The organism is Pseudomonas sp. GWSMS-1 (genome assembly GCF_049847425.1).
GTDB lineage: Bacteria > Pseudomonadota > Gammaproteobacteria > Pseudomonadales > Pseudomonadaceae > Aquipseudomonas.
On the sequence record NZ_JBMHHV010000005.1, the window covers coordinates 2,193,320 to 2,216,103 of the forward strand.

Annotated in this window: 20 protein-coding genes; 10 read left to right on the top strand and 10 right to left on the bottom strand. The window is 60.0% G+C overall.

Going from position 1 to position 22,784, the window contains the following annotated elements; translation table 11 throughout:
* The first annotated feature begins 38 nt into the window (after positions 1-38).
* From ACEPAJ_RS13920 to ACEPAJ_RS13930, 3 genes are all read left to right on the top strand, one after another.
* Complete coding sequence (locus tag ACEPAJ_RS13920) at positions 39-1,793, top strand: N-acyl-D-amino-acid deacylase family protein (RefSeq protein ID WP_425915448.1); 1,755 nt, start codon at positions 39-41, stop codon at positions 1,791-1,793.
* Positions 1,794-1,926: 133 nt separating this feature from the next.
* Positions 1,927-3,273: a class II 3-deoxy-7-phosphoheptulonate synthase gene (locus ACEPAJ_RS13925; protein ID WP_274089414.1), complete on the top strand. Its 1,347-nt coding sequence runs from the start codon at positions 1,927-1,929 to the stop codon at positions 3,271-3,273.
* 75 nt (positions 3,274-3,348) lie between these two features.
* Positions 3,349-3,516: a DUF2897 family protein gene (locus ACEPAJ_RS13930; protein ID WP_425915450.1), complete on the top strand. Its 168-nt coding sequence runs from the start codon at positions 3,349-3,351 to the stop codon at positions 3,514-3,516.
* A 57-nt stretch (positions 3,517-3,573) separates the two neighbouring features.
* Here the strand turns inward: ACEPAJ_RS13930 and ACEPAJ_RS13935 are convergent, their stop codons facing one another.
* The 3 genes from ACEPAJ_RS13935 to ACEPAJ_RS13945 all read right to left on the bottom strand — a co-directional run bounded on the left by ACEPAJ_RS13935 (position 3,574) and on the right by ACEPAJ_RS13945 (position 5,985).
* Positions 3,574-4,350, bottom strand: a complete 777-nt coding sequence (locus tag ACEPAJ_RS13935; RefSeq protein WP_425918041.1) for an amino acid ABC transporter substrate-binding protein — start codon at positions 4,348-4,350, stop codon at positions 3,574-3,576.
* Positions 4,351-4,472: 122 nt separating this feature from the next.
* Positions 4,473-5,243 carry a substrate-binding periplasmic protein gene (locus ACEPAJ_RS13940; protein WP_425918043.1) on the bottom strand — a complete coding sequence of 257 codons (771 nt, stop codon included), beginning with the start codon at positions 5,241-5,243 and terminating at the stop codon, positions 4,473-4,475.
* A gap of 118 nt (positions 5,244-5,361) precedes the next feature.
* On the bottom strand, positions 5,362-5,985 hold the full coding sequence (locus ACEPAJ_RS13945; protein ID WP_425915452.1) for a TetR/AcrR family transcriptional regulator: 624 nt from the start codon (positions 5,983-5,985) through the stop codon (positions 5,362-5,364).
* Positions 5,986-6,228: 243 nt separating this feature from the next.
* On the opposite strand from ACEPAJ_RS13945, the gene ACEPAJ_RS13950 reads away from it, so the two are divergent.
* The 7 genes from ACEPAJ_RS13950 (at position 6,229) to ACEPAJ_RS13980 (ending at position 15,858) form a co-directional block, all read left to right on the top strand.
* Positions 6,229-8,016 (top strand): acyclic terpene utilization AtuA family protein, encoded by a 1,788-nt coding sequence (locus tag ACEPAJ_RS13950; RefSeq protein WP_425915454.1) that lies wholly within the window; start codon positions 6,229-6,231, stop codon positions 8,014-8,016.
* 84 nt (positions 8,017-8,100) lie between these two features.
* The gene (locus ACEPAJ_RS13955) at positions 8,101-8,970 is read left to right on the top strand and encodes an SDR family oxidoreductase (protein ID WP_425915456.1); all 870 of its coding nucleotides are present in this window, start codon (positions 8,101-8,103) and stop codon (positions 8,968-8,970) included.
* 4 nt (positions 8,971-8,974) lie between these two features.
* Positions 8,975-10,591, top strand: coding sequence for a geranyl-CoA carboxylase subunit beta (atuC, locus tag ACEPAJ_RS13960; protein WP_425915458.1), 1,617 nt, complete (start codon positions 8,975-8,977; stop codon positions 10,589-10,591).
* Positions 10,592-10,609: 18 nt separating this feature from the next.
* Positions 10,610-11,770, top strand: coding sequence for a citronellyl-CoA dehydrogenase (gene atuD, locus ACEPAJ_RS13965; RefSeq protein WP_425915460.1), 1,161 nt, complete (start codon positions 10,610-10,612; stop codon positions 11,768-11,770).
* A gap of 135 nt (positions 11,771-11,905) precedes the next feature.
* Positions 11,906-12,703, top strand: coding sequence for an enoyl-CoA hydratase/isomerase family protein (locus tag ACEPAJ_RS13970; RefSeq protein ID WP_425915462.1), 798 nt, complete (start codon positions 11,906-11,908; stop codon positions 12,701-12,703).
* A gap of 172 nt (positions 12,704-12,875) precedes the next feature.
* Positions 12,876-14,864, top strand: a complete 1,989-nt coding sequence (locus ACEPAJ_RS13975; protein WP_425915464.1) for an acetyl/propionyl/methylcrotonyl-CoA carboxylase subunit alpha — start codon at positions 12,876-12,878, stop codon at positions 14,862-14,864.
* Between the two features lie 169 nt (positions 14,865-15,033).
* Positions 15,034-15,858: an SDR family oxidoreductase gene (locus ACEPAJ_RS13980; protein ID WP_425915466.1), complete on the top strand. Its 825-nt coding sequence runs from the start codon at positions 15,034-15,036 to the stop codon at positions 15,856-15,858.
* A gap of 292 nt (positions 15,859-16,150) precedes the next feature.
* On the opposite strand, the gene ACEPAJ_RS13985 is transcribed toward ACEPAJ_RS13980, so the two are convergent.
* The 7 genes from ACEPAJ_RS13985 to ACEPAJ_RS14015 all read right to left on the bottom strand — a co-directional run bounded on the left by ACEPAJ_RS13985 (position 16,151) and on the right by ACEPAJ_RS14015 (position 22,754).
* On the bottom strand, positions 16,151-16,450 hold the full coding sequence (locus ACEPAJ_RS13985) for a hypothetical protein (protein ID WP_425915468.1): 300 nt from the start codon (positions 16,448-16,450) through the stop codon (positions 16,151-16,153).
* A 334-nt stretch (positions 16,451-16,784) separates the two neighbouring features.
* A complete protein-coding gene (locus ACEPAJ_RS13990; protein WP_425915470.1) occupies positions 16,785-17,561 on the bottom strand; it encodes a hypothetical protein in 777 nt (258 codons plus the stop codon).
* Complete coding sequence (locus ACEPAJ_RS13995) at positions 17,558-18,139, bottom strand: RNA polymerase sigma factor (protein ID WP_425915472.1); 582 nt, start codon at positions 18,137-18,139, stop codon at positions 17,558-17,560. Before ACEPAJ_RS13995 ends, ACEPAJ_RS13990 begins: the two co-directional genes overlap by 4 nt.
* Positions 18,136-19,878 carry a vWA domain-containing protein gene (locus ACEPAJ_RS14000; RefSeq protein ID WP_425915474.1) on the bottom strand — a complete coding sequence of 581 codons (1,743 nt, stop codon included), beginning with the start codon at positions 19,876-19,878 and terminating at the stop codon, positions 18,136-18,138. Before ACEPAJ_RS14000 ends, ACEPAJ_RS13995 begins: the two co-directional genes overlap by 4 nt.
* Positions 19,879-19,957: 79 nt before the next feature.
* Positions 19,958-21,397: a PLP-dependent aminotransferase family protein gene (locus ACEPAJ_RS14005; protein WP_425915476.1), complete on the bottom strand. Its 1,440-nt coding sequence runs from the start codon at positions 21,395-21,397 to the stop codon at positions 19,958-19,960.
* A 230-nt stretch (positions 21,398-21,627) separates the two neighbouring features.
* Complete coding sequence (locus ACEPAJ_RS14010; RefSeq protein WP_425915478.1) at positions 21,628-22,440, bottom strand: OmpA family protein; 813 nt, start codon at positions 22,438-22,440, stop codon at positions 21,628-21,630.
* Positions 22,437-22,754 (bottom strand): DUF4398 domain-containing protein, encoded by a 318-nt coding sequence (locus ACEPAJ_RS14015; RefSeq protein ID WP_425918045.1) that lies wholly within the window; start codon positions 22,752-22,754, stop codon positions 22,437-22,439. Before ACEPAJ_RS14015 ends, ACEPAJ_RS14010 begins: the two co-directional genes overlap by 4 nt.
* Between the last annotated feature and the right edge of the window lie 30 nt (positions 22,755-22,784).

Consider the following 22,784-nt stretch of genomic DNA (forward strand, 5'->3'; position numbering starts at 1 on the left):
GTAGTTTCTCGACGGCCTACAGCGCCTTGGAGTTTGTTATGAGCTACGACGTCATCATCAAGAACGGCCTGTATTTCGACGGCAGCGACCAACCCGGACAATTGCGCCATGTCGGCATCAAGGATGGACGCATTGATGTGCTAAGCCTCAGTGCACTGGATGAAAACGGCTGCCCCGAGGTACTGGACGCCAGCGGTAAATGGGTGAGCCCAGGCTTTCTGGAAATTCACTCACACTACGACGCCGAAGTGATCGCCGCGCCCGCGTTGAAGGAGTCGGTGCGCCATGGCGTCACCAGCGTGACCATCGGCTCCTGCTCGATCAGCATGGTGCTGGCCGATGCCGAGGACTGCTCCGACCTGTTCACCCGCGTCGAGGCGGTGCCGCGTGAGTACGTGCTGCCAATCCTGCAGGAGAAGAAGACCTGGCGCGACGCCGCCGGCTATCGCGCCTTCTACGATCAGCAGCCATTGGGGCCGAACGTCAGCTCCTTCCTCGGTCACTCCGAACTGCGCGTAGCGGTGATGGGGCTGGAACGCGCCACCTCGAAGGTCACCCCAACCGAGGAAGAACTGCAACGCATGGAGCAATTGCTCGAAGAAGCCCTGGACGCTGGCTGCATCGGTCTATCGGTGATGACCACGCGTCTGGACAAGATGGACGGCGACCGCGCCTGGTCCAGCCCACTGCCATCGACCTTCGCCAGTTGGAAGGAGTTCTCCCGCCTGTTCGCCATCCTCCGTCGGCGTGGCGCGGTGATGCAGGGCGCGCCAAATGCGGTGACCAAGGTCAACGTGTTCGCCTTCCTTTATCAGGCCCACGGCTGGTTCCGTAAGCCGCTGAAATGCTCAATGCTCACCGCGCTGGACCTCAAGTCGCAGCCGCTGCTGCACCGATTTACCCGCCTTTCCGGCTGGCTGGCGAACACCGTGCTGCGTGGCCACTTCCGCTGGCAAACCCTGCCAGCGCCGTTCACCCTGCGCCTTGAAGGGCTCAACGTGAACGCCTTCGAAGAGTTCGGCGCTGGCGAGATTCTGCGCAATATCAAGGACCCGGACGAGCTCTATGCCAAGGTGCTGGAGCCGGAGTTCCGTGCCCTGTTCAAAAAGCAGGTCAAAGCCGTGCTGACCAAAGGTTTGTGGCACCGCGATTTCTCCGACTGCTGGGTAACCGAATGCCCGGACGCCAGCCTGGTCGGCAAGAACTTCAAACAGCTCGGCGCCGCCCGTGGCCTGGACCCGGTAGATGCCTATTTCGAGCTGGCCTGCCAGTACCGCGAGGCGCTGAAGTGGACCACCTGCTACGGCAACCAGCGCGAACCGGTGATGTACAAGCTGCTGGCGAGTCCCTGGACCCAGCCAGGCTTCGCCGACTCTGGCGCGCACCTGCGCTCCATTGCCCAATACAACTTCCCGCTGCGCTTCCTCAAATACGTGCGTGACGCCGAACTGGCCGGCACACCGTTTATGGACACCGGCCGCGCCATCCATCGCCTGAGCGGTGAACTGGCTGACTTTATTGGCGTGGATGCCGGCACTATCCGCGTGGGTGATCGTGCGGATGTGGTGATCGTGAATCCCGCCGGGCTGACCGATGAACTGGATGACATCCATGAAGCGCCAATGGAAGTGCTCGGCCTGGAGCGCGTGGTCAAACGCAACGATGCGGCGGTGGATGCAACGCTGATCAACGGCCGCATCGCCTACCGCCGTGGCAGCGAGTTCGCCGAAGGGTTGGGCAAACAGCAAGGCTTCGGGTGTTTTTTGCCAGGGTGCGATGTGCTGCCACGCTGATTACTTCGCGCTATCCCGCATAAAAGGAAGCAACAGCATCATGCAGCGGCTCTATTGCGCCTATCGGCTTGCCGGCCATGGCTTATCGGTTACCATGCCCGTCCGCCTGAATTGACTTAAGCCGAGAGCCGCAATGTCGCAACCCTGGAGCCCTGAAAGCTGGAGAGCCAAGCCGATCCAGCAACAACCGCAATACCCGAATGCCGCGCACCTACTGGCCGTTGAGCAAAAGCTCGCCAGTTATCCGCCGTTGGTATTTGCCGGTGAGGCCCGCGAACTGCGCCGCCAGTTTGCTGAGGTGACCCAGGGCCGCGCGTTTTTGCTACAGGGCGGCGATTGCGCCGAGAGCTTTGCCGAGTTCTCCACCCTGAAAATCCGCGACACGTTCAAAGTGCTGCTGCAGATGGCCATCGTCATGACCTTCGCCGCCGGCTGCCCGGTGGTCAAAGTCGGTCGCATGGCCGGTCAGTTCGCCAAACCGCGCTCGGCCAATGATGAAACCATCGACGGCGTAACCCTGCCCGCCTACCGCGGCGACATCGTCAACGGCATCGGCTTCGACGAGAAAAGCCGCGTGCCGGACCCGGAGCGCCTGCTGCAGGCCTACCATCAGTCCACCGCGTCGCTGAACCTGCTGCGCGCCTTTGCCCAAGGCGGCTTTGCCGACCTGCATCAAGTACACCAGTGGAACCTCGACTTTATCGCCAACTCGGACCTTGGCGAGAAGTACAGCCAACTGGCTGGGCGCATCGACGAAACCCTGGCCTTTATGCGCGCCTGCGGCATGGACGGCGCCACGCAAGTACGCGAAACCAGCTTCTTCACCGCCCACGAAGCACTATTGCTGAATTACGAGCAAGCCTTCGTGCGCAAAGACAGCCTCACCGGCGGCTGGTACGACTGCTCCGCGCATATGCTGTGGATCGGCGACCGCACCCGTCAGCTGGACGGCGCGCATGTCGAATTCCTGCGTGGCGTCGGCAACCCGATCGGGGTAAAAGTCGGCCCGAGCATGGACAGCGAAGACCTGATCCGCCTGATCGACATCCTCAACCCGGATAACGATCCCGGCCGCCTCAACCTGATCGTGCGCATGGGCGCCGACAAGGTCGAAGCCGGCCTGCCGCGCCTGATCCAGACCGTGCAGCGTGAAGGCCGCCAGGTGCTGTGGAGCAGCGACCCGATGCACGGCAACACCATCAAGGCCAGCAGCGGCTACAAGACCCGCGACTTTGCGCAGATCCTGGCCGAAGTGAAGCAGTTCTTCGCCGTGCACCAGGCCGAAGGCAGCTACGCCGGCGGTATCCATATCGAGATGACCGGGCAGAACGTTACCGAATGCATCGGCGGCGCGCGGCCGATTACCGAAGACGGCCTGTCGGATCGCTACCACACCCACTGCGACCCACGGATGAACGCCGACCAGTCGCTGGAACTGGCGTTCCTGATTGCTGAAACCCTAAAGCAAGTCCGCCGCTAGGTCCTTGTCGGCGGCTGATCGGACAGATCCGCCGCCGACAGGTATGGTGAAGACTCGCCAAAGGAGTAATCCCTCATGACCTGGTATATCTGGCTGTTTATTGTTCTGGTGCTGGGCTCCATCGTCGGCGGCCTGATGGTGTTGCTGCGCACGGCTAAACCGTTGCCATTAAGCGACGAGCAACTGACAAAGATCCATCAACGCGAACGTGAGCAGGAAGCCAAGGACGCCGGCGAAAACTAAGGCTAAGTGCCACGCCAGCGCCTCTATCACCACCTGAGGTGAACCTACGGCTGATGGCTAGCGCTCTGTCGCCAGCTTAACCTGGCCATCACGCGGTAAGACGCGGATCTGATAACGGCTGAAAATCTTCAACAGCTGGCCGTTGTCACGCAACGACTCAAAGATCGCCATAAACTGCTCAGGCTCGATGGGCGCCCCCGGGCGTAACAGCACATGATGGCGATAACGCTGATCCATGCGCTCGTAAATCAGCAACTGCCCTGCGTATTGGCGGTTACGCTCAAGAAAGTCGCCCAAATAAGAACGCGTGACCAGCGCAATGTCGGCACGCTGGCGCAAGACCATCAGCAGGCTGCTGTCATGGGAATGATTCAAGGTGGCGTTGAAGGTTTTGCTCAGGTACTCAGGATCCGGATTAAAGTTGGCAAAGGCATAGTTGTAACCATGGTAAAGCGCCAAACGCTTACCGCTTAACGTATCGAAATAACCTTGATCACGTCCCGGCTCAGCGCGTGCAACGAATACCTCCGAGTCCTCCAGACGCATATCCAGCGCAACATGCTGAACATGCTGCCAGCCCCAGTTCGGATTTTCGAAAATCGCCAGGTCGAGGCGCCCTTGCTCAAAGTCAGCAAACCGGCGCTTTATGGCCGTTGGCACCATGACAAAACGATAGTCACTCTGAGCTTGGTTAAGCGCTGTGAGCAGCTCGCTGAGTAAGCCAGGCGACTGCGCCCCCACTTGCTCGGCCTTGAATACATAGGGCGGAAAATACACCGCAGCAACCCGCACATCCTGTGCAGCGAGTAGCGGCCCGGCGAGCAGCAGCGCCATGCACGCACCGCCCACTCGACTTAACCAGCGCCTGATAAAGCCCATAGCAGCGAACATCCTTATTAATCAATGTACGCAGCCTACTCCAGGAAAACCTGACCGAACAGTGCGTTTTAGGTCACTTATGGGACGGAAAGGTCACGTAAATGGTAGCGACTGAGCAATTTATCCAACTGCTGATTGCGGTGGAGCTGTTTGAGCAGGTCGGCAAATACGGGCGGTGAGATGGCCGACTGCGGGCGAAACAACGCCTGATGCTGATAGACCTGATCAACCCGCTGGGAAATCAACAGCGCGCTGCTTTGTTCGGGGTAGTGCTGCTGGTAGGCGTGCAGATAAGACCGCGTCACCACCGCCACATCCGCGCGCCCGCGCAGCAGCATGATCAAATTACTGTCGTGGGAGTAAGTCAGAACCGCGTTGAATTGATCGGCGAGAAACTGCTTGTCCGCATTGAACCCGGCAAAGCCATAGTGATAGCCGCTGTACAGGGCCATGCGCTTGCCCTTGAGGTCATCGAAATAGTGCTCGTCGCGTCCCGCCTGCATGCGCGCGACATAGAGTTCGGCATCCTCGATCTGCAGATTCAGAGCCGTGTGGGCAATGCCCTGCCAGCCCCAGGCCGGTGACTCGAAGAGCATCACATCGAAGCGGCCGCTTTGTAAGTCGCGGTAACGGCGCATGGTCGAGGTGGCAACCAGCGTAAAGCGATACTCGTTCTGCTGTTGATTAAGCGCGTGCAGCAACTCGGGCAATAGACCGCCTACGCGCTCACTGTCCGGTTTAATCACATAAGGCGGGAAATGGTAGGCCCCCACTCGCACTTCTACTGCGGCCTGCGCAACGCAGGCCAGAGAAAGAATCAAGCCAAGTAGCAACGCTTTTAACAACATGGCCAAGTGGGAACCTCAATACAAACAACGCGCGGCAACGTAGTGAGCGGACTCAATGACTCGAAGTCCATTGGCGCCAAAATACTATCAAAGTGCCATACAGCGAAGCTCAATCTACTCAGGTTTCCTTAATAACCAGTGACAATGCTTCTTCGGCCAACTGATCAAGGGAAATGGCCCCCTCGGGACGGAACCAGGTATTGGTCCAACTCAGCGCCCCTGTGAGTAGACGACGCATGATGAAGGGGTCGGCCTTGAAGTAACCGGCCGCCTTGGCCTCACCCAGCACCTCAAGCCACAGCTGCTCGTAGCTATCGCGCAGCTCAAGGATAAACGCCTGGCCTGGCTCCGAAAGCGAGCGCCACTCATACACCAGCACCGCCATGGCTTCGCCGGTGCCGCCCATGATCGACTGCAGTTCGCAGCGAATCAGCGCCAGTACGCGACCGCGCAGGTCGCTCGCCTCGGCCAGCGAGGCCTGCATCAGCGCGGTGTTGTAGCGAATAGTCTCCTCCATCACCGAACGCAGGATCTCGTCCTTGCTCTTGAAGTGATGAAAGATGCTGCCGGACTGAATGCCTACGGCGCTGGCCAAGTCTCGCACCGTAGTGCGCTCATAACCCTTACTGCGAAACAGGTGTGCGGCGGTTTGCAGCAGCTTGCCACGTGCACTCTCCGGATCAGTGACTTGCCCACTGGCCACCAGATCGCGCATCACCACCTGAGCTTGTTGATCATCCACGCTAAGTACTCTCCAACTCTCTTTATGCCTCAAGCCAACCCACCCAAGCCTGCAATCGCACGCTTATTCTCAGCAGGTTTACCCAAGTGCTTGTCGTTATTAGTGAAATTTATGCTGCACCGGCCACCCAAGCAAGCGCTTGGCCGCACTTTAGGTTAGAAAGATTCGCCGCGGGGCTTTTCAACCAAGCGCTTGCTTGGTAGCCTTCGAGTCACCTTATTCATGTGTTGCGGACCTATTCCAATGACTAAAACCGTACGCATCGGCTGCGCTTCCGCCTTTTGGGGCGACACCAGCACCGCCGCCGCCCAGCTAGTAAAAGGCTCCGAGCTGGATTACCTGGTATTCGACTACCTGGCCGAAGTCACCATGTCGATCATGGCCGGTGCGCGCATGAAGAAGCCGGACGCCGGCTACGCCACCGACTTTGTGGAAACCCTCGCGCCGCTGCTGGCCGACATCGCCCAGAAGAACATCCGCGTAATCAGCAACGCCGGCGGGGTCAACCCCAGTGCCTGCGCTGCGGCATTGGCGGCTGCTTGCGAACAGGCTGGCGTGCAGCTGAAGATCGCCGTGCTGCATGGCGACAACCTGCAACCCAAACTCGGCGAGCTGGCCAAAGCCGGCACGGTGGAGATGTTTACTGGCGCTGCGCTGCCGCCCTTCTGTGTCTCGGTCAACGCCTACCTCGGCGCGCCGGGTATCGTCGAAGCTTTGAAGCTGGGTGCAGATATCGTCATCACCGGCCGCGTAGTCGATAGCGCCGTGGTTAGCGCGGCCCTGGTGCATGAATTCAACTGGGCCTGGAGCGACTACGACCAGCTCGCTCAAGCAGCATTGGCTGGGCACATCATCGAATGTGGCGCGCAGTGCACCGGCGGCAATTTCACCGACTGGGAAAGCGTGCCGGATTTTGAGCATATCGGCTTCCCGGTGGTGGAAGTGGCGGCCGATGGCAGTTTTGTCGTGACCAAGCCGGAAGGTTCCGGCGGTTTGGTCACGCCTTTTACTGTAGGCGAGCAGATGCTCTATGAAATTGGCGACCCACGGGCGTACTACCTGCCCGATGTGCTCTGCGACTTCACCCAGGTACAACTCAGCCAGGTTGGCGAGAATCGCGTTGAACTGAAAGGCGCTCGCGGCCTGCCGCCGACCGCTCAATACAAAGTCAGCGCCACCCACCCGGATGGTTTCCGTTGCACGGCCAGTTGCCTGATGGCCGGTATTGATGCGGTAAAAAAAGCCAAGCGCGTCAGCCAGGCCATCATCAACAAAACCGAGGAGCTGTTCGCCGAACGCGGCTGGGGACCTTACAAGGAAGTCAGCATCGAACTGCTGGGCTCCGAGGCGACCTACGGCCCACGCGGCCAGCGTGCCGACACCCGCGAAATAGTGATCAAGATCGCCGTGCGCCACGCCAAGAAAGAAGCGCTGATCCTGTTCTCCCGCGAGATCGCACAAGCCGCGACGGGCATGGCCCCGGGCCTGACCGGCATCGTCGGCGGCCGCCCGACTGTTTACCCGGTCATCCGTCTGTTCAGCTTCCTGGCCGACAAATCCGCCTGCCAGCTGCAGGTCGAAATCGACGGCGAACGTACGTCTGTCGCCCTACCGCAGATCGCGGCGCTGGATAGTTCGCAGATCGCCACCGACATCGCCGCCCCACTGCCAAACGCTCAGGCCGAGGTTAGCGTGCCGCTGATCAAGCTGGCCGTGGCGCGCTCCGGCGACAAGGGCAACCACAGCAATATCGGCGTAATGGCCAGAAAGCCCGAGTACTTGGCCTGGATCGCTGCTGCGCTAACAGAAGGCGCCGTGGCCGAATGGATGCAGCACGCAATTGACCCGCAAACCGGCAAGGTCAGCCGCTGGTATTTACCCGGCAGCCACAGCCTGAACTTCCTGCTGGAGAACGCCCTGGGCGGTGGCGGCGTTGCCTCCCTGCGCATCGACCCGCAAGGCAAGGCCTTCGCTCAGCAATTGCTGGAATTCCCGATACCAGTGCCCAGTGCATTGGCTAAGGCTCTGTAGGGTGGATGGCGCTTTACCCATCCACCAACTCTTGGTGGACAACGCTTCGCGGTTGTCCACCCTACGACGAGGACGATAACAACAATGGCATACGACTCGGTATTTAAACCTGGCCTGTTTAGCGGCCAGACCATCATGGTCACCGGTGGCGGCAGCGGCATCGGCCGTTGCACTGCCCATGAACTGGCGCACCTGGGTGCCCATGTGGTGCTGGTGGGACGCAAGCTGGAAAAACTGGAAACCACCTGCGGCGAAATTATCGAAGACGGCGGCAGCGCCAGCTTGCAGGTATGCGATATCCGTGATGAGGAAGCAGTCAAAGCCATGGTCAAAACCGTGGTCGCCGAGCGCGGGCAGATCCATCACCTGGTCAACAACGCTGGCGGCCAGTTCCCCGCGCCACTGATCGGCATCAATCAGAAAGGCTTCGAGACCGTGGTGCGCACCAACCTGGTCGGCGGTTTTCTGATCGCCAAGGAAGTGTTCCTTCAGAGCATGAGCAAACACGGCGGCAGCATCGTCAACATGCTCGCCGATATGTGGGGCGGCATGCCTGGCATGGGCCACTCGGGCGCAGCGCGCGCCGGTATGGAGAACTTCACCAAGACTGCAGCCTATGAATGGGGCCACGCTGGCGTGCGGGTGAACGCCGTGGCGCCGGGCTGGATCGCCTCCAGCGGTATGGACACCTACCCCGAGTCGATGAAAACCATGATCCGCAACCTCAAAGACCATGTGCCGCTGCAACGCATCGGCAGCGAATCAGAGGTGGCAGCGGCTATCGTCTTCTTGCTCACCCCGGGGGCCAACTTTATCAGCGGCAATACCATCCGCATCGACGGCGCAGCGAGTCAGGGCACGCGTGCATGGACGCTGGGCAAGGCGAAAAACAGCGAGTCCTATAACGGCTTTCATCGGGCCTACGTGCCTGACGTGCTCAAGGGCGAGGAGTAACGCTATGCCGGTTATCCAATCCGAGATCGACGTGCACGGCGAGGACTTCGCGAAAAACCGCGAGGCCATGCTTGCCGCTGTGGCCAGCTTCCGCGACATCGAGCAGAACTGCCTGAACAAGGCCGCCGCTGCCAAGGAAAAATTCGACAAGCGTGGTCAGCTGTTACCACGCGAGCGCCTCAATCTGCTGCTCGACCCCGGCGCGCCGTTTCTTGAGCTGTCGTCGTTGGCCGGCTACAAGCTGCACGATGACAAAGACGGCACGCAGGCAGGTGGCGGGATCATTTCCGGCATCGGCTATATCGCTGGCGTGCGCTGCCTGGTAACCGCCAGCAACAGTGCAATCAAGGGCGGAACCATCTCCCCCACCGGGCTGAAAAAGACCCTGCGCCTGCAGCAGATCGCCTTCGAAAACAAACTGCCGGTGGTCACCTTGGCCGAGAGCGGCGGCGCCAACCTTAACTACGCTGCCGATATTTTCGTCGAAGGTGCGCGCGGCTTTGCCAATCAGGCACGTATGTCGGCCATGGGCCTGCCGCAAATCACCGTGGTGCACGGTTCTAGCACCGCTGGCGGGGCTTACCAGCCGGGGCTGTCAGATTATGTGGTGGTGGTGCGCGGCAAGGCCAAGATGTTCCTCGCCGGCCCACCGCTGCTGAAAGCTGCTACCGGTGAAATCGCCACCGATGAGCAATTGGGCGGAGCCGAAATGCACGCCCAGGTCGCCGGTACCGCCGAGTACCTGGCTGAGAACGATGCCGACGCAGTGCGCACCGCGCGAGACATTGTTGGCATGCTGCCGTGGAATGCGCAGCTGCCCGCGCGCCCGACCAAGGCTTATCGCGAGCCGCTGTACCCGGTCGAAGAGCTGCTCGGTCTGGTGCCAGCAGATGCCAAGAAGCCCTATGACGTGCGCGAGATCATCGCGCGCATCGCCGACGGCTCGGCCTTCCTCGACTTCAAAAATGAGTTCGATAACCAGACCGTCTGCGGCCACTTGCAGATCGAGGGACAGCCCTGCGGTTTTATCGGCAACAACGGCCCGATCACCCCGCAAGGTGCAGCCAAGGCCGCGCAGTTCATCCAACTGTGCGAGCAGAGCAACACGCCGATTCTGTTCTTCCATAACACCACCGGTTTTATGGTCGGTACCGAGTCGGAACAACAGGGCGTGATCAAATACGGTTCGAAAATGATCCAGGCCGTGGCTAATTGCACAGTGCCCAAACTGACCATCGTCGTCGGTGGCTCCTACGGCGCGGGCAACTACGCCATGTGCGGCCGTGGTTTGGACCCGCGCTTTATCTTCGCCTGGCCTAACAGCAAAACCGCGGTCATGGGCGGCGCGCAAGCCGGCAAGGTGCTGCGCATCGTCACCGAGGACAAGCACGCCAAGGAAGGCAAGGAAGCTGATCCAAAGATGCTCGACATGCTGGAAACAGTCACCGCACAGAAGCTCGACAGCCAGTCCACCGCGCTGTACGGCACCGCCAGTCTGTGGGACGACGGCCTGATCGACCCGCGCGACACGCGCAAACTGCTCGGCTACCTGCTGGATATCTGTGCAGAAGCCGCTGTGCGCCCACTTAAATCAAACTCGTTCGGCGTAGCCCGCCTGTAATCATTCGGAGCATAAGAAATGATCTTTACCCAAGAACACGAAGAGCTACGCCGCACGGTTCGTAATTTCGTCGACAAGGAAATCAACCCGCACGTTGAGCAGTGGGAAAAAGACGGTCGCTTCCCAATCCACGAGATTTTCAAAATGGCTGGTGATCTGGGCCTGCTAGGCATCTCCAAGCCGGAGAAATTCGGCGGCATGGGCCTGGATTACAGCTACTCGATCGTCGCGGCCGAAGAGTTCGGCACCATCATCTGCGGCGGTATTCCGATGTCCATCGGCGTACAGACCGATATGTGCACCCCAGCGCTGGCGCGCTTCGGCTCCGATGAGCTGCGTGAAGAGTTCCTCAAGCCCGCGATTGCCGGCGAGATGGTTGGCTGCATCGGCGTCTCCGAAGTGGGTGCTGGCTCCGATGTGGCTGGGCTGAAAACCACCGCCAAGAAAGACGGCAGCGACTATGTGATCAACGGCAGCAAGATGTGGATCACCAACTCCCCCTCTGCTGACTTTATCTGCCTATTGGCCAATACCAGCGACGACAAACCACACGTCAACAAGTCGCTGATCATGGTGCCGATGAACACCCCGGGCATTACCCTCAGCCCGCACTTGGACAAACTCGGCATGCGCAGCTCGGAGACCGCCCAGGTGTTCTTTGACAACGTGCGCGTGCCGCAGCGCAACCGCATCGGCCATGAAGGCGCGGGTTTTATGATGCAGATGCTGCAATTCCAGGAAGAACGCCTGTTCGGTGCCGCCAACATGATCAAGGGCCTGGAGCACTGCATTAACGCCACCATCGACTACTGCAAAGAGCGCAAAACTTTTGGCAACGCGCTGATCGACAACCAGGTCATTCACTTCCGCATGGCCGAGCTGCAGACCGAAATCGAATGCCTGCGCGCCCTGGTCTACCAGGCCACCGAGCAGTACGTGCGCGGCAAGGATGTGACCAACCTGGCCTCGATGGCCAAGCTCAAGGCCGGCCGCCTGGGCCGTGAAGTGACCGACAGCTGCCTGCAGTACTGGGGCGGTATGGGCTTTATGTGGGACAACCCGGTATCGCGCGCTTACCGCGACGTGCGCCTGGTGTCGATTGGCGGCGGCGCCGACGAAATCATGCTGGGCATCATCTGCAAGCTGATGGGCATTCTGCCGGGCAAAAAGAAGGGCTAAGAGCAGACACACATAGGGTGGACGTCGCCTTTTACGTCCACCGTGGCACCGCTCGGTGGGTCGATAACGCGCGATCCACGGGGTGGCCATCCACCCTACGTCCGCCCTCTTTGCCAATACATCAAGGAACCTGCCATGGCCGACCTACCTAACTGCGAAACCCTGCTGCTAAACCTTGAGGGCGGTGTACTGCACCTCACCCTCAACCGTCCGGACAACCGCAATGCCATGAGCCTTACCATGGTTAACGAACTGCGCGCGGTGCTGGAAAGCCTGCGACACGATCTGAGCGTGCGCGCCATCGTGCTGCGCGGTGCCGGCGGACACTTCTGCGCGGGTGGCGATATCAAGGACATGGCCGGCGCCAGGTCTGCCGGTGGCGATGCCTACCGCAACCTTAATCGCGCCTTCGGCAGCCTGTTGGAAGAAGCCCAGGCCACCCCACAGGTGCTGATTGCCGTACTCGAAGGTGCCGTGCTCGGTGGTGGTTTTGGTTTGGCCTGCGTTTCCGATATTGCCATCAGCCATCAGGATGCCAAGTTCGGCTTGCCGGAAACCACTCTGGGCATCCTGCCGGCGCAGATCGCGCCCTTCGTGGTTAAGCGCATCGGCCTGACCCAGACGCGTCGCCTGGCCCTGACCGCCGCACGCTTCAATGGCAGTGAGGCCGAACGCCTGGGCTTGGTGCACTTTAGCGAGCCCAATACGGACGAGATCGCCGCCCGTTTGCAGCAAGTATTGGCGCAAGTCCGCAGCTGTGCACCACAAGCCAACGCCCAGACCAAAGCCCTACTGCTGGCGACAGAAAATGAAGCGCTTGGCCATTTGCTAGACAGCGCTGCAGAACAGTTCTCTGCAGCAGTAACAGGAGCCGAAGGCATCGAGGGCACCATGGCTTTTATGCAAAAGCGCGCGCCGAAGTGGGCTCAATGATGGATTGGACGAACTGACACTACGACCAAACCCGTAGGGTGGATGTCGCTTTTTACATCCACCAATGTAATCAAGGCCCCCAAGCGGTGGATCGATAAAGCGCGATCCACCCTACGTAACCCGAGACTGTAGCCCGGATGAAATCCGGGAATCGACTCACAGGAGCACACAGATGCCCGCCTTTAACAAAATTCTGATCGCCAACCGTGGGGAAATTGCCTGCCGGGTGATGCGCACCGCCCAAGACCTGGGCTACCGCACCGTCGCCGTTTACTCGCAAGCCGACGCCGACGCACGTCACGTGCAGCAAGCCGATGAGGCCGTGTGCATCGGCCCAGCGCAGGTCAATCAGTCGTACCTGGTGATCGACAACATCATCAAAGCGGCGCAGCAAACCGGGGCCGATGCGATACACCCCGGCTACGGCTTTCTCTCGGAAAACGCCGACTTCGCCCGTGCCTGCGAAGCCGTCGGCATCGTATTTATCGGCCCCACCGTCGAAGCCATCCACCTGATGGGCAGCAAACGCCTGTCGAAGATCGCCATGCTCGAAGCCGGCGTGCCGTGTATTCCCGGCTATGAAGGGGCGGCCCAGGATGAACAAACCCTGATCGGCGAAGCCGGCCGTATTGGCTACCCATTGATGATCAAAGCCAGCGCCGGCGGCGGTGGTCGGGGCATGCGCCTGGTCCACCAAGCCAGTGAACTGGCCGAGCAAATCCGTACCGCCCGCTCGGAAGCGCAAAACGCCTTTGGCTCTGGCGAGCTGATTCTCGAACGCGCAGTGATCCAACCGCGTCACGTGGAAATCCAGGTATTTGGCGATAGCCAGGGCAGCATCGTTTACCTCGGTGAGCGCGACTGCTCGGTACAACGTCGCCACCAGAAAGTGGTCGAGGAAGCGCCCTGCCCGGTGATGTCGCCAGAACTGCGCCAAGCCATGGGCGAAGCGGCGGTGAAAGCGGCCGCCTCCGTGAACTACGTCGGCGCTGGCACTGTAGAGTTTCTGCTCGATCAGAGCGGCGAGTTCTTTTTCCTGGAGATGAACACCCGCCTGCAGGTCGAGCATCCGGTCACCGAACTGATCACCGGGCAGGACTTGGTCGCCTGGCAGATTCGCGTGGCCGAAGGCCAACCGCTGCCGCTCAAGCAGGACGACATTCGTCTAACCGGCCATGCCATGGAAGTGCGCTTGTACGCCGAAGATGCGACACAGAACTTCCTGCCGCAAACCGGCACCGCGCTGCGCTGGGAGCCGGCGCTGCGTGACGGCATCCGTATTGACCATGGCCTTGTTGAAGGCCAGGTTATTAGCCCGTTCTACGACCCAATGCTGGCCAAAATCATCGCCTACGGTGCGACCCGCGAAGAAGCACGGCGCAAGCTAGTACGGGCAGTCGAGGATTGCGTGTTGCTGGGCGTGAATGGCAACCAGCGATTTCTCGCCAACCTACTCAGCCATCCCGAGTTCGCTGCTGGTAACGCCACCACCGCGTTTATCGCCGAGCATTTCGCCAGCGACCCGAGCCTGAGCCTGCAGCCGCCCACAGTTAGCGAACTGGCGGCCGCAGCCGCCCTGCTGTTCCAGCAATCAGCCAATGCCCGGGCGCATCAAGGCGGTCTGGCTGGCTGGCGCAATGCCGGCAGCGCGCCGTGGCGCTTTGTCCTTAAACACGGCGAGCAAAACTTCAACGTGGCACTGCAAGTGATTGCCGACGGCCCACAACCCAGCCTGCTAGCCACGTTTGGCGAGCAGCAGGTCAACCTCACGCTGCTGGCCAGTGACGGCCGCTGGGCCACCTTGGAGCTGGACGGCATTCGCCAGCGCCTGGCTTATCACCTGGCTGGTGACACCCTCTGGCTGTACGGTCAAAACGGCAATCTGCAGCTGAGCGACATCACTCACCAGCCTGTCAGCAGTGCTGCTGGTGCTGGATCGGGCAGCGTCAAGGCGCCGATGGACGGCGCGATCGTCGAGGTGCTGGTCGAAGAAGGCAGCAGCGTCAGCAAGGGTCAGCTGCTGGTGGTGCTGGAAGCGATGAAGATGGAACACCCACTCAAGGCCAGCATCGACGGCGTGGTACGCCGGATTGGCGTCAGCCGCGGCGATCAGGTGAAAAACCGTCAGCTGTTAGTGGAAATCGAAGCCGCTGAAGCCTGACGTAGGGTGGATGGCGCTTCACCCATCCACCGCAACGCCGCCTTGGTGGATGAAAGAGCGCCACCCACCCTACGAGCTCATGTCCGTTTCATAAAGAGCAGTTATCGCCTGACTCAACCCACCCTACAAATGCGACCAGACGAATAACAACAAATCACGGAGCACGCCTATGTCACTGCAAGGTAAAACCCTGTTTATCACCGGTGCCAGCCGTGGCATCGGTCGTGAAATCGCCCTGCGCGCCGCGCGTGACGGGGCCAATATCGTGATCGCGGCAAAAAGCGCTGAGCCCCATGCCAAGCTGCCCGGCACCATCCACTCGGTGGCCGCCGAGGTTGAGGCCGCAGGTGGTAAAGCACTGGCCCTGCAAGTCGATGTGCGTGACGAGAGCGCGGTAAAAACGGCCATGGCCCAGGCTGCCGAGCACTTCGGCGGCATCGATGTGCTGATCAACAACGCCGGCGCGATCAAGCTGGTCGGCGTGGAAACGCTCGAACCCAAGCGCTTTGATCTGATGTTCCAGATCAACACCCGCGCAGTCATGGTGTGTAGCCAGGCCGCCCTGCCGTTCCTTAAGCAGAGCAGCAATGGCCACATCCTCAACCTGTCGCCGCCGCTGAATATGGACAGCAAATGGTTTGCACAACACGGCCCCTACACGGTCACCAAGTACGGCATGAGCATGCTCACCATAGGCATGAGTGAGGAGTTCAAGAAATACGCCATCAGTGTCAACTCACTGTGGCCGAAAACCATGATCGCCACCGCCGCTATCGAGTTCGAACTGGGCAGCCGCGATGCCTTCAAGCGCGCACGCACGCCCGCGATCATGGCCGATGCGGCTCACGCCATCCTCAGCAGCCAAGGACGCAGTATCAGCGGGCGCTTGCTGATCGACGAGGACATCCTCCGCGAACAGGGTGCGACTGAGTTCGAGCACTACCGCTTCGACCCACAAGGCGGCGCACTGATCCCCGACCTGTTTGTCGACTAAACAAGCTACTGACGCTTCTCCCGACTACTGGCAAAACGCACTAGCCGGGGGAAAGCACTGGTTTAAGTTCTACCCGATATGGCCACAACACAGTGATTTACTCCTGAGCGCCGGCTTACTCAGGACGGTGCATGACTTCGCGCTCAAACAGATGAACCGGCCCACACCATCTAAATGACACATGCACTACCGGACTGGGCGTAGAGCTTTGGTATGGCGAAAATCACCCTCCGCGCAGTGATAAGGGCTTAACCACCGCCTTTACCACTGAGCGCACTGGCGTGCTGCACGCTTAGTGCTTGAACTCGAACTGCAGCTGCGCACCTTCGACTGACTGCCAGTAATCCTCATCACGCTCATTGGTGATCAGCTTGCCATTGAGCTGAAAGGGGCTCTCAGGCTGCACTGTCTCGCCAAACAAGGGCGGCAATAATGGCGTCGACAAGTCATTAATCGGCTCGAGTGGCTGCAATGGATCAAACACGTTCGGGTGCAGGCTCAAGTCCAGCGCAGCTGCTGGCTCAGGCCTTGGCGCAGACGGTTTGTCTGGCACGGTGCGCGGCGGCTTATCAACCGCTGCAGGCTCAGGCATAGCGGCACTGCGGATGACCACTGCGGGGGCTTTTCGCTAGGTGGCTTATCGGCAGGCGGTTTAGCGGCTTGTACCTCGGCGACCGGCGTTTTGGGCTGTGTTGGGGGATTAGCGGACTGCTCGCAGGCTGCCAGAGACAACAGTGTCATCAGCAGCGCGAGGCTTCGAATAGAGGTCATGGTAAACACAAAGACAGAGATACAGGCCGCTATGCTCGCCTTAGGCTAAGGCCTCTGGCAAGCCTGTAATCTGTACCGCAGGTAACAACTGGGTGAATAGCAGCGCAAACCAACTGCTGCCATTCACCGCATCAACCACAAAAGGCCCAATGACCTCAGTCAACCTGCTGCAGTTGTTGCAACTGCGCGTCGACATCCAGTTCTGGATAGTTACGCATCAGCTGCAACAACAAGGCATCGGCCTCCTCCGTCCAACCATCGCGGCGCAGCTTGAGTAACCGCTGCAACTCACTGTGCAATTGCTGCTGGGCTTGATTGCCCGCCGGCTCAGCCGCTTTACTCAATGCTTGCTCGGTCGGCGCACGGGCTGCTTGTGGCAGTTGCTCATGCAACGCATCAGCCGAAGACTCTTCACGCAGCAGCTGATTGGACACATCGGCCGAGAGCTTCTTCTCAGCCGATGCGGCATCAGCACCGTAGCCCTGAATCTGCGGTGCCGACCGCATCGCCCGCGAAGGCTGCGGCTCATCAGCAAGCGCAGCAGATTCCGCCTGTGATGCAGGCACCGGCGCGGATTGTGGCGCCATCCTGGCAGCAGCCGGCGCCATCGCTGCGCCGCTGGGCACGGCATCAAAGGCATCCGGCGCTTGCTCGAAGGTGCGCCAGGTCAGGCTCACGCCAATCCCCAGGCAGGCGACCCCCGCCAACGCCACCGACCAGCGTTGCCGGCCGCCAGCGTCGAACAGCCAGCTGTGCAGGCGCGCGCTCCAGCCCAGTTTGGCCTCGGTTGTGCCCGCGCTGCGCGCTACAGCACTGGCAGCCGCGAGAATCTGTGCATCCAGCTGCGCACTGGGTTCGCCGCTGGTGTGCTGACGGAAGTGTTCGAGCATCTGCCGTTCCTGCTCATCAGCCATGTGTTGATCATGCTTCATACGGACAACTCCTCGGCGGCCGGGTCAGCCAGCAACCGACGTAACTTCTGCAAGGCATAGCGCAAACGGCTTTTCAGCGTTTCTGCGGGAATCTGGGTCAACTCGGCGATCTCGGCCAGTTGCATTTCAGCGTGGGTGCGCAATAGAAACACCTCGCGCTGTTCCGCCGGCAAGTCGGCCAAAGCGGCCTGCAAACGCTGCTGATCGCGGCTCAGGCTGAGCTGTTGTTCGGGGTTCGGTTGCGGGTCGTGCGGGGCATGTTGTTGTTCATCATATTCAGCATGCCCCGCCTGATGCCGACCGTGCTTGCGCCAATGATCAATCAGCCGGTTGCGGCCAATCTGGTACAGCCAGGTCTTGAACTGAACAGCCTCTCGCTGCTCGCTCTGACTGCGGATCAGGCTCATCCAGGTGTCCTGAAACACCTCCTCGGCCAGCGCGTGATCACCGCACAGGCCAAGTAGAAAGCGAAACAAGCCGAGCCGGTGACGCTGGTATAACTCGGCGAAAGCCGCCGCATCACCGCGGCGGTAACGCCGCAACAAGGCGGCGTCGTCATCCGTGAGGGGTCGATTCACTGCTGTACTCGTGCGCTATTGGTACTGGAATCGCCAGTTTGCAGGCTCTGCGCCAGTTCCACCAGCTGCACAAACTCGGCACGCAGGCCAAAGCGATCATTACCCTTGGCATTTCGCGCCAGCTCAGCGCTATCAGCTAGGCTGAAGCGCCCAGTGTATTTTTCGCCCTTCAGCTGCTGGGCAAAAGCGGCCACGGCAGCGGCAAAGCGTAGGTCTTCACTGGCCTGACTAATGGCCTCGGCAGCGCTGGTGTGAATCGGTTGCTCAAGCAGTTTGCTGACATCCTGTCCTGGCGCCTTGTAACGAATGCGCAGCCAGGCCAGTTCACCCGCTTTACGGTCGGTTTTTGCAGCGGCCTGATAGCGCAGCGGCGCCAACCAGCCATTCCCGCCCACCGGCACCACTTCATACAGCGCGGTCACGGTATGGCCTGCGCCAATTTCGCCGGCATCGATCTTGTCATTGCTGAAGTATTCACGCTTAAGCGCACGGTTTTCGTAACCCAGCAGGCGATTTTCACTAACCTGCGCCGGGTTGAACTCGACCTGAATCTTCACATCGCTAGCCACGGTCGCCAGGGTCGAGCTGAGCTGATCAACCAGCACCTTGCGCGCCTCGCGCAGGTTGTCGATATAGGCGTAGTTACCATCGCCGGCATCAGCCAACTGCTCCATCAGCTGCTCGTTGTAGTTATCAGTACCAAAGCCCAGGGTGGTCAGAGAGACGCCCGTCTTGCGCTTGTCGGCTGCCAGTTGTTTGAGGGTTTCGAAATCGCTGACACCGACGTTGAAGTCACCATCAGTGGCCAACAGAATGCGGTTGATACCACCGTCGATAAAGCCCTGCTGCGCCTGCTGATAGGCCAGCTGAATACCCGACTCACCGGCTGTGGAGCCGCCCGCTGTAAGCTGATCGATCGCGGCGCGAATCTTAACTTTCTCGTTGCCAGCAGTGGGCTCCAGCACCACGCTGGATGAGCCGGCATACACCACCAGCGATACCTTGTCCTCAGCGCGCAGTTGCTCAACCAGCAGCTTTAAGGTGCTTTGCACCATGGGCAGGCCATCACGGCGGTCCATCGAGCCGGAGACATCCACCAGAAACACCAAGTTGGCCGGCGGCAACTCGTCTACGCGCAGATCCGAGGCCTTGATGGCGATACGCATCAGGCGGCTCTGCGGGTTCCACGGCGTAGCTGCCAGCTCGGTATGGATGCCGAACGGTGCATCACCAGACGGCAGCGGGTAGGTGTAGGGGAAGTAGTTGACCAGCTCCTCCAGACGCACCGCACTCTGCGGCGGAAATTGCCCGCCATTAAGAAAGCGCCGCACATTGGCGTAGCTGCCGGTGTCCACATCGATGCTAAAGGTCGATACCGGCGTGTCGGCGACGGCGTGCACGGGGTTGTCGGCTAGTTTCTGGTACTGCTCGCGGTTCTCATCACGGTAGCCCGGCGGCAAGGCATCAGCCTGTAAGGACATTGGCATTGGCGCATACGCCACGCTGGGCATAACGGCTCTGCCCGCCACCTGGCTTTTGCGTTGCAGTTCCGCCGGGGCAGCGGCCGGTTGCTCATGCAGTTCGGCACGATCACGAGCCTGATCGCTCAGCGTGGCAGCAGTAGTCACCTTATTCGGCGCATCAGGGTTGGCGGCGCTGCATGCGCCGAGGCTGATCAGTACGCCAGCGGTAAATCCGGCAAGCAGAGGACGACTAAGCAATACGGGGTAAGTAGACATGAGCGCATCTCCTGAGCGATCGGAACAAACCATTCGCTCAGGTAGACGCTGCCTTGGGCTGACCCGGGTTAAACCCGATCTAAAAACCAGTAACGGCTTCCTGACACAGCTGCCCGGCCAACATGCCCAAAGTCATCAAGGCGCGCTCGGCCTCACGGTTCCACGGGATGCCGCAGTTCAGACGAATGCAGTGGTTGAACTGCTCGGTATTACTGAAAATCAGCCCAGGCGCAATGCTGATGCCCTGCTGCAAAGCACTAACGTGCAGGTCCTTGGTATTGACCCGCGCAGGCAGGCTGACCCAGAGAATAAAGCCGCCCTTGGGGCGCGTCATCTGCGTGCCTTCGGGGAAATACTGCTGCACCGCCAACTGGAAAGCGCTGAGGTTCTTGCGGTATTCCTGCCGGATAAACCGCAGATGGCGGTCATAACCCCCGTTCTCCAAATAAGCCGCGACGGCCATCTGCGTCACGCTGCACGCCGAGTGGGTGCTGAAGGTCTGCAAGCGCTGGATTTCATCTTGGTACTTGCCGGCGACAATCCAGCCGATGCGCACCCCGGGTGAAAGGGTTTTCGAGAAGCTTGAGCAATACACCACCCTGCCTTCGCGATCATGCGACTTGAGCGCCTTGGTCGGGCCCTGCTCGAACATCAGTTCGCCGTAGATATCGTCTTCAATAATCTGAATATCGTAATCACTGGCCAGGCGCAGCAACTGCCGCTGACGCTCCTCGGGAATGGTGCCACCCAACGGATTACTCAACCGCGCAGTCAGCACCAGCGCCTTGATCGGCCACTGATTCGCCGCCAACTGCAGGGCTTCCAGGCTGATGCCGGTGGTTGGGTCGCTGGGAATTTCGATGACCTTCAGGCCAAGTAAGTCAGCCAACTGCAACAAGCCATAGTAAGTGGGCGATTCGGTGGCGATCAGGTCTCCCGGCTTGGTCAGTACCCGCAGGCTCATCTGCAAGGCATCCACACAGCCGTGGGTGATCACCACCTCGCTCGGGTCGACCACTACGCCAGCGTCGCGCATGCGGATCGCCACTTGGCGGCGCAGCGGCTCAAAACCGGGGCTGAACATATAGCTGAAGGCCCGCGCACTGTGAAAACGCGTGACCTTGGCCAACTGCTGGTGCAACGCGCGCACCGGCAGGTAATCCACATGCGGCACCGCTGCGCCCAAGGGGAAAACCCCCTCGCGGCGTGATTCGGCGAGTACCTGATTGATAATGCTGCTGCGCGTCACCAGGCCCGGGCGCTCGACCCGCGCAATATCCGGAGTGGGTGCAGTCAGGGCTGGCGTCTGGTGCACATAGAAACCAGACTGCGGGCGGGCGCGAATCAGGCCCTGGTCTTCCAGGTTGGCGTACGCCTGCAGCACGGTCGCATGGCTGACATTGAGCTGCGCACTCATCTTGCGCACCGAAGGCACTCGCTCACCGGGCTGGTAAACGCCGCGACGAATATCTTCCGCCAGTTGCTGGGCAATGCGCTGATAAAGCAACAGATTGGTCATAACCGCGTTCCTGCTTGACTGAACCGTAACAGTAAACCGGTCTATCTAAATTGCACCGGTACAGATTACTGAATTGTGGGTGATACAGCGGCCATCTGCCAAGACAGTATCGATTCAATCAAGCAGGTAGACAGACTGTGCGCCTTGGCCGCACAAGGACAGCAGACAACGCCCTAGTGCCAAGCATAAAAAAGCCCCGGAAAACCGGGGCTTTTTTGACTGAGACAGGCTCAACGTGATGAACCGAGTTGCCCTTGCTCGTCAGAGAAAACGATCTCGACCCGCCGATTCTGTGCGCGGCCTTTAGCCGATGCATTCTCGGTCACCGGGAAGCTCTCACCATGCCCCTGCACCTCGATGCGCTTGGCATCCACGCCCAAATCGATCAGCGCATCAGCTACGGCTTGCGCACGCGTACGGGAGAGTTCGAGGTTTTCTTGGGCATCACCGCGGCTATCGGTATAGCCCTCGATCCGTACGACACGGCGTGGGTTTAACTGCAGAAACTGCACCAGCTTTAATACGGTGCGGTTGGCTGAAACGTTCAAATCACTCTGCCCGGCATCGAACAGCACATCACCCAGGGTCATCACCAAGCCACGCTCGCTCTGGGCGGTGGCCAGGCTGATCATCTGCTCCTCTAGCCAGCTGTTCTGATCCTGAATGCTCAGCAGCTTGGCTTCACGCAGTGCCAACTGCAGACGCTGTCGATCAAGCTCTAGTTTGGCCGCGCGCTCCTGGTTCAGATTGAGGTTGCTCTTCTGCCCAGCAATCGCACTGTACTGCTGGCTCAGATAGGCATAGTGCACCACATCATCAGCGCTGCCCCAATAGCTCGACAAACGCTCTGCTTTGGCCAGCGACTCACCGGCGCGGATCAGGTCCTTGGGCGCGCTGCGCAGTACATCCGCTTCTTCCTTGACCTGCTGATAAGCCGCCTGGGCGGCCTCCAGCGACTGATCACTGGAGCGCAGTGATGAGGCGCAACCGCTCAACAACAATGCGCCCACTGCAGCACTCAGAACCGTTTGAAAGCGCTTCATTGCATGCCCCCCAACTGTGTACGCAGGCGGTTAATGGCATTGTTCAATGCGCCCAGCTGTTGCTGGCTCTTTGCACTCAGGTATTGCGCTTCAGCCAGGCGGGCGTCCAGCTCTGCCTGCTCCGCATACACCCGCGCCTGCTTGTAGTCTTCCTCTTGCATGGCCGCTTGCGCCAACGCGAACTTGTCTTCGGCCAGCTGCAGCGCTGGCGATTGCTCTGCAGACAGGCCCAGCGCTGCAGCTTGGCTGAGCGCTTGTTCAGTTAAACGTAACTGCTCATGAGGGGCTGGGTCAGTCACACAGGCACTGAGCATAAGCGGTAGCAAGCCCGCACAGATAAATCG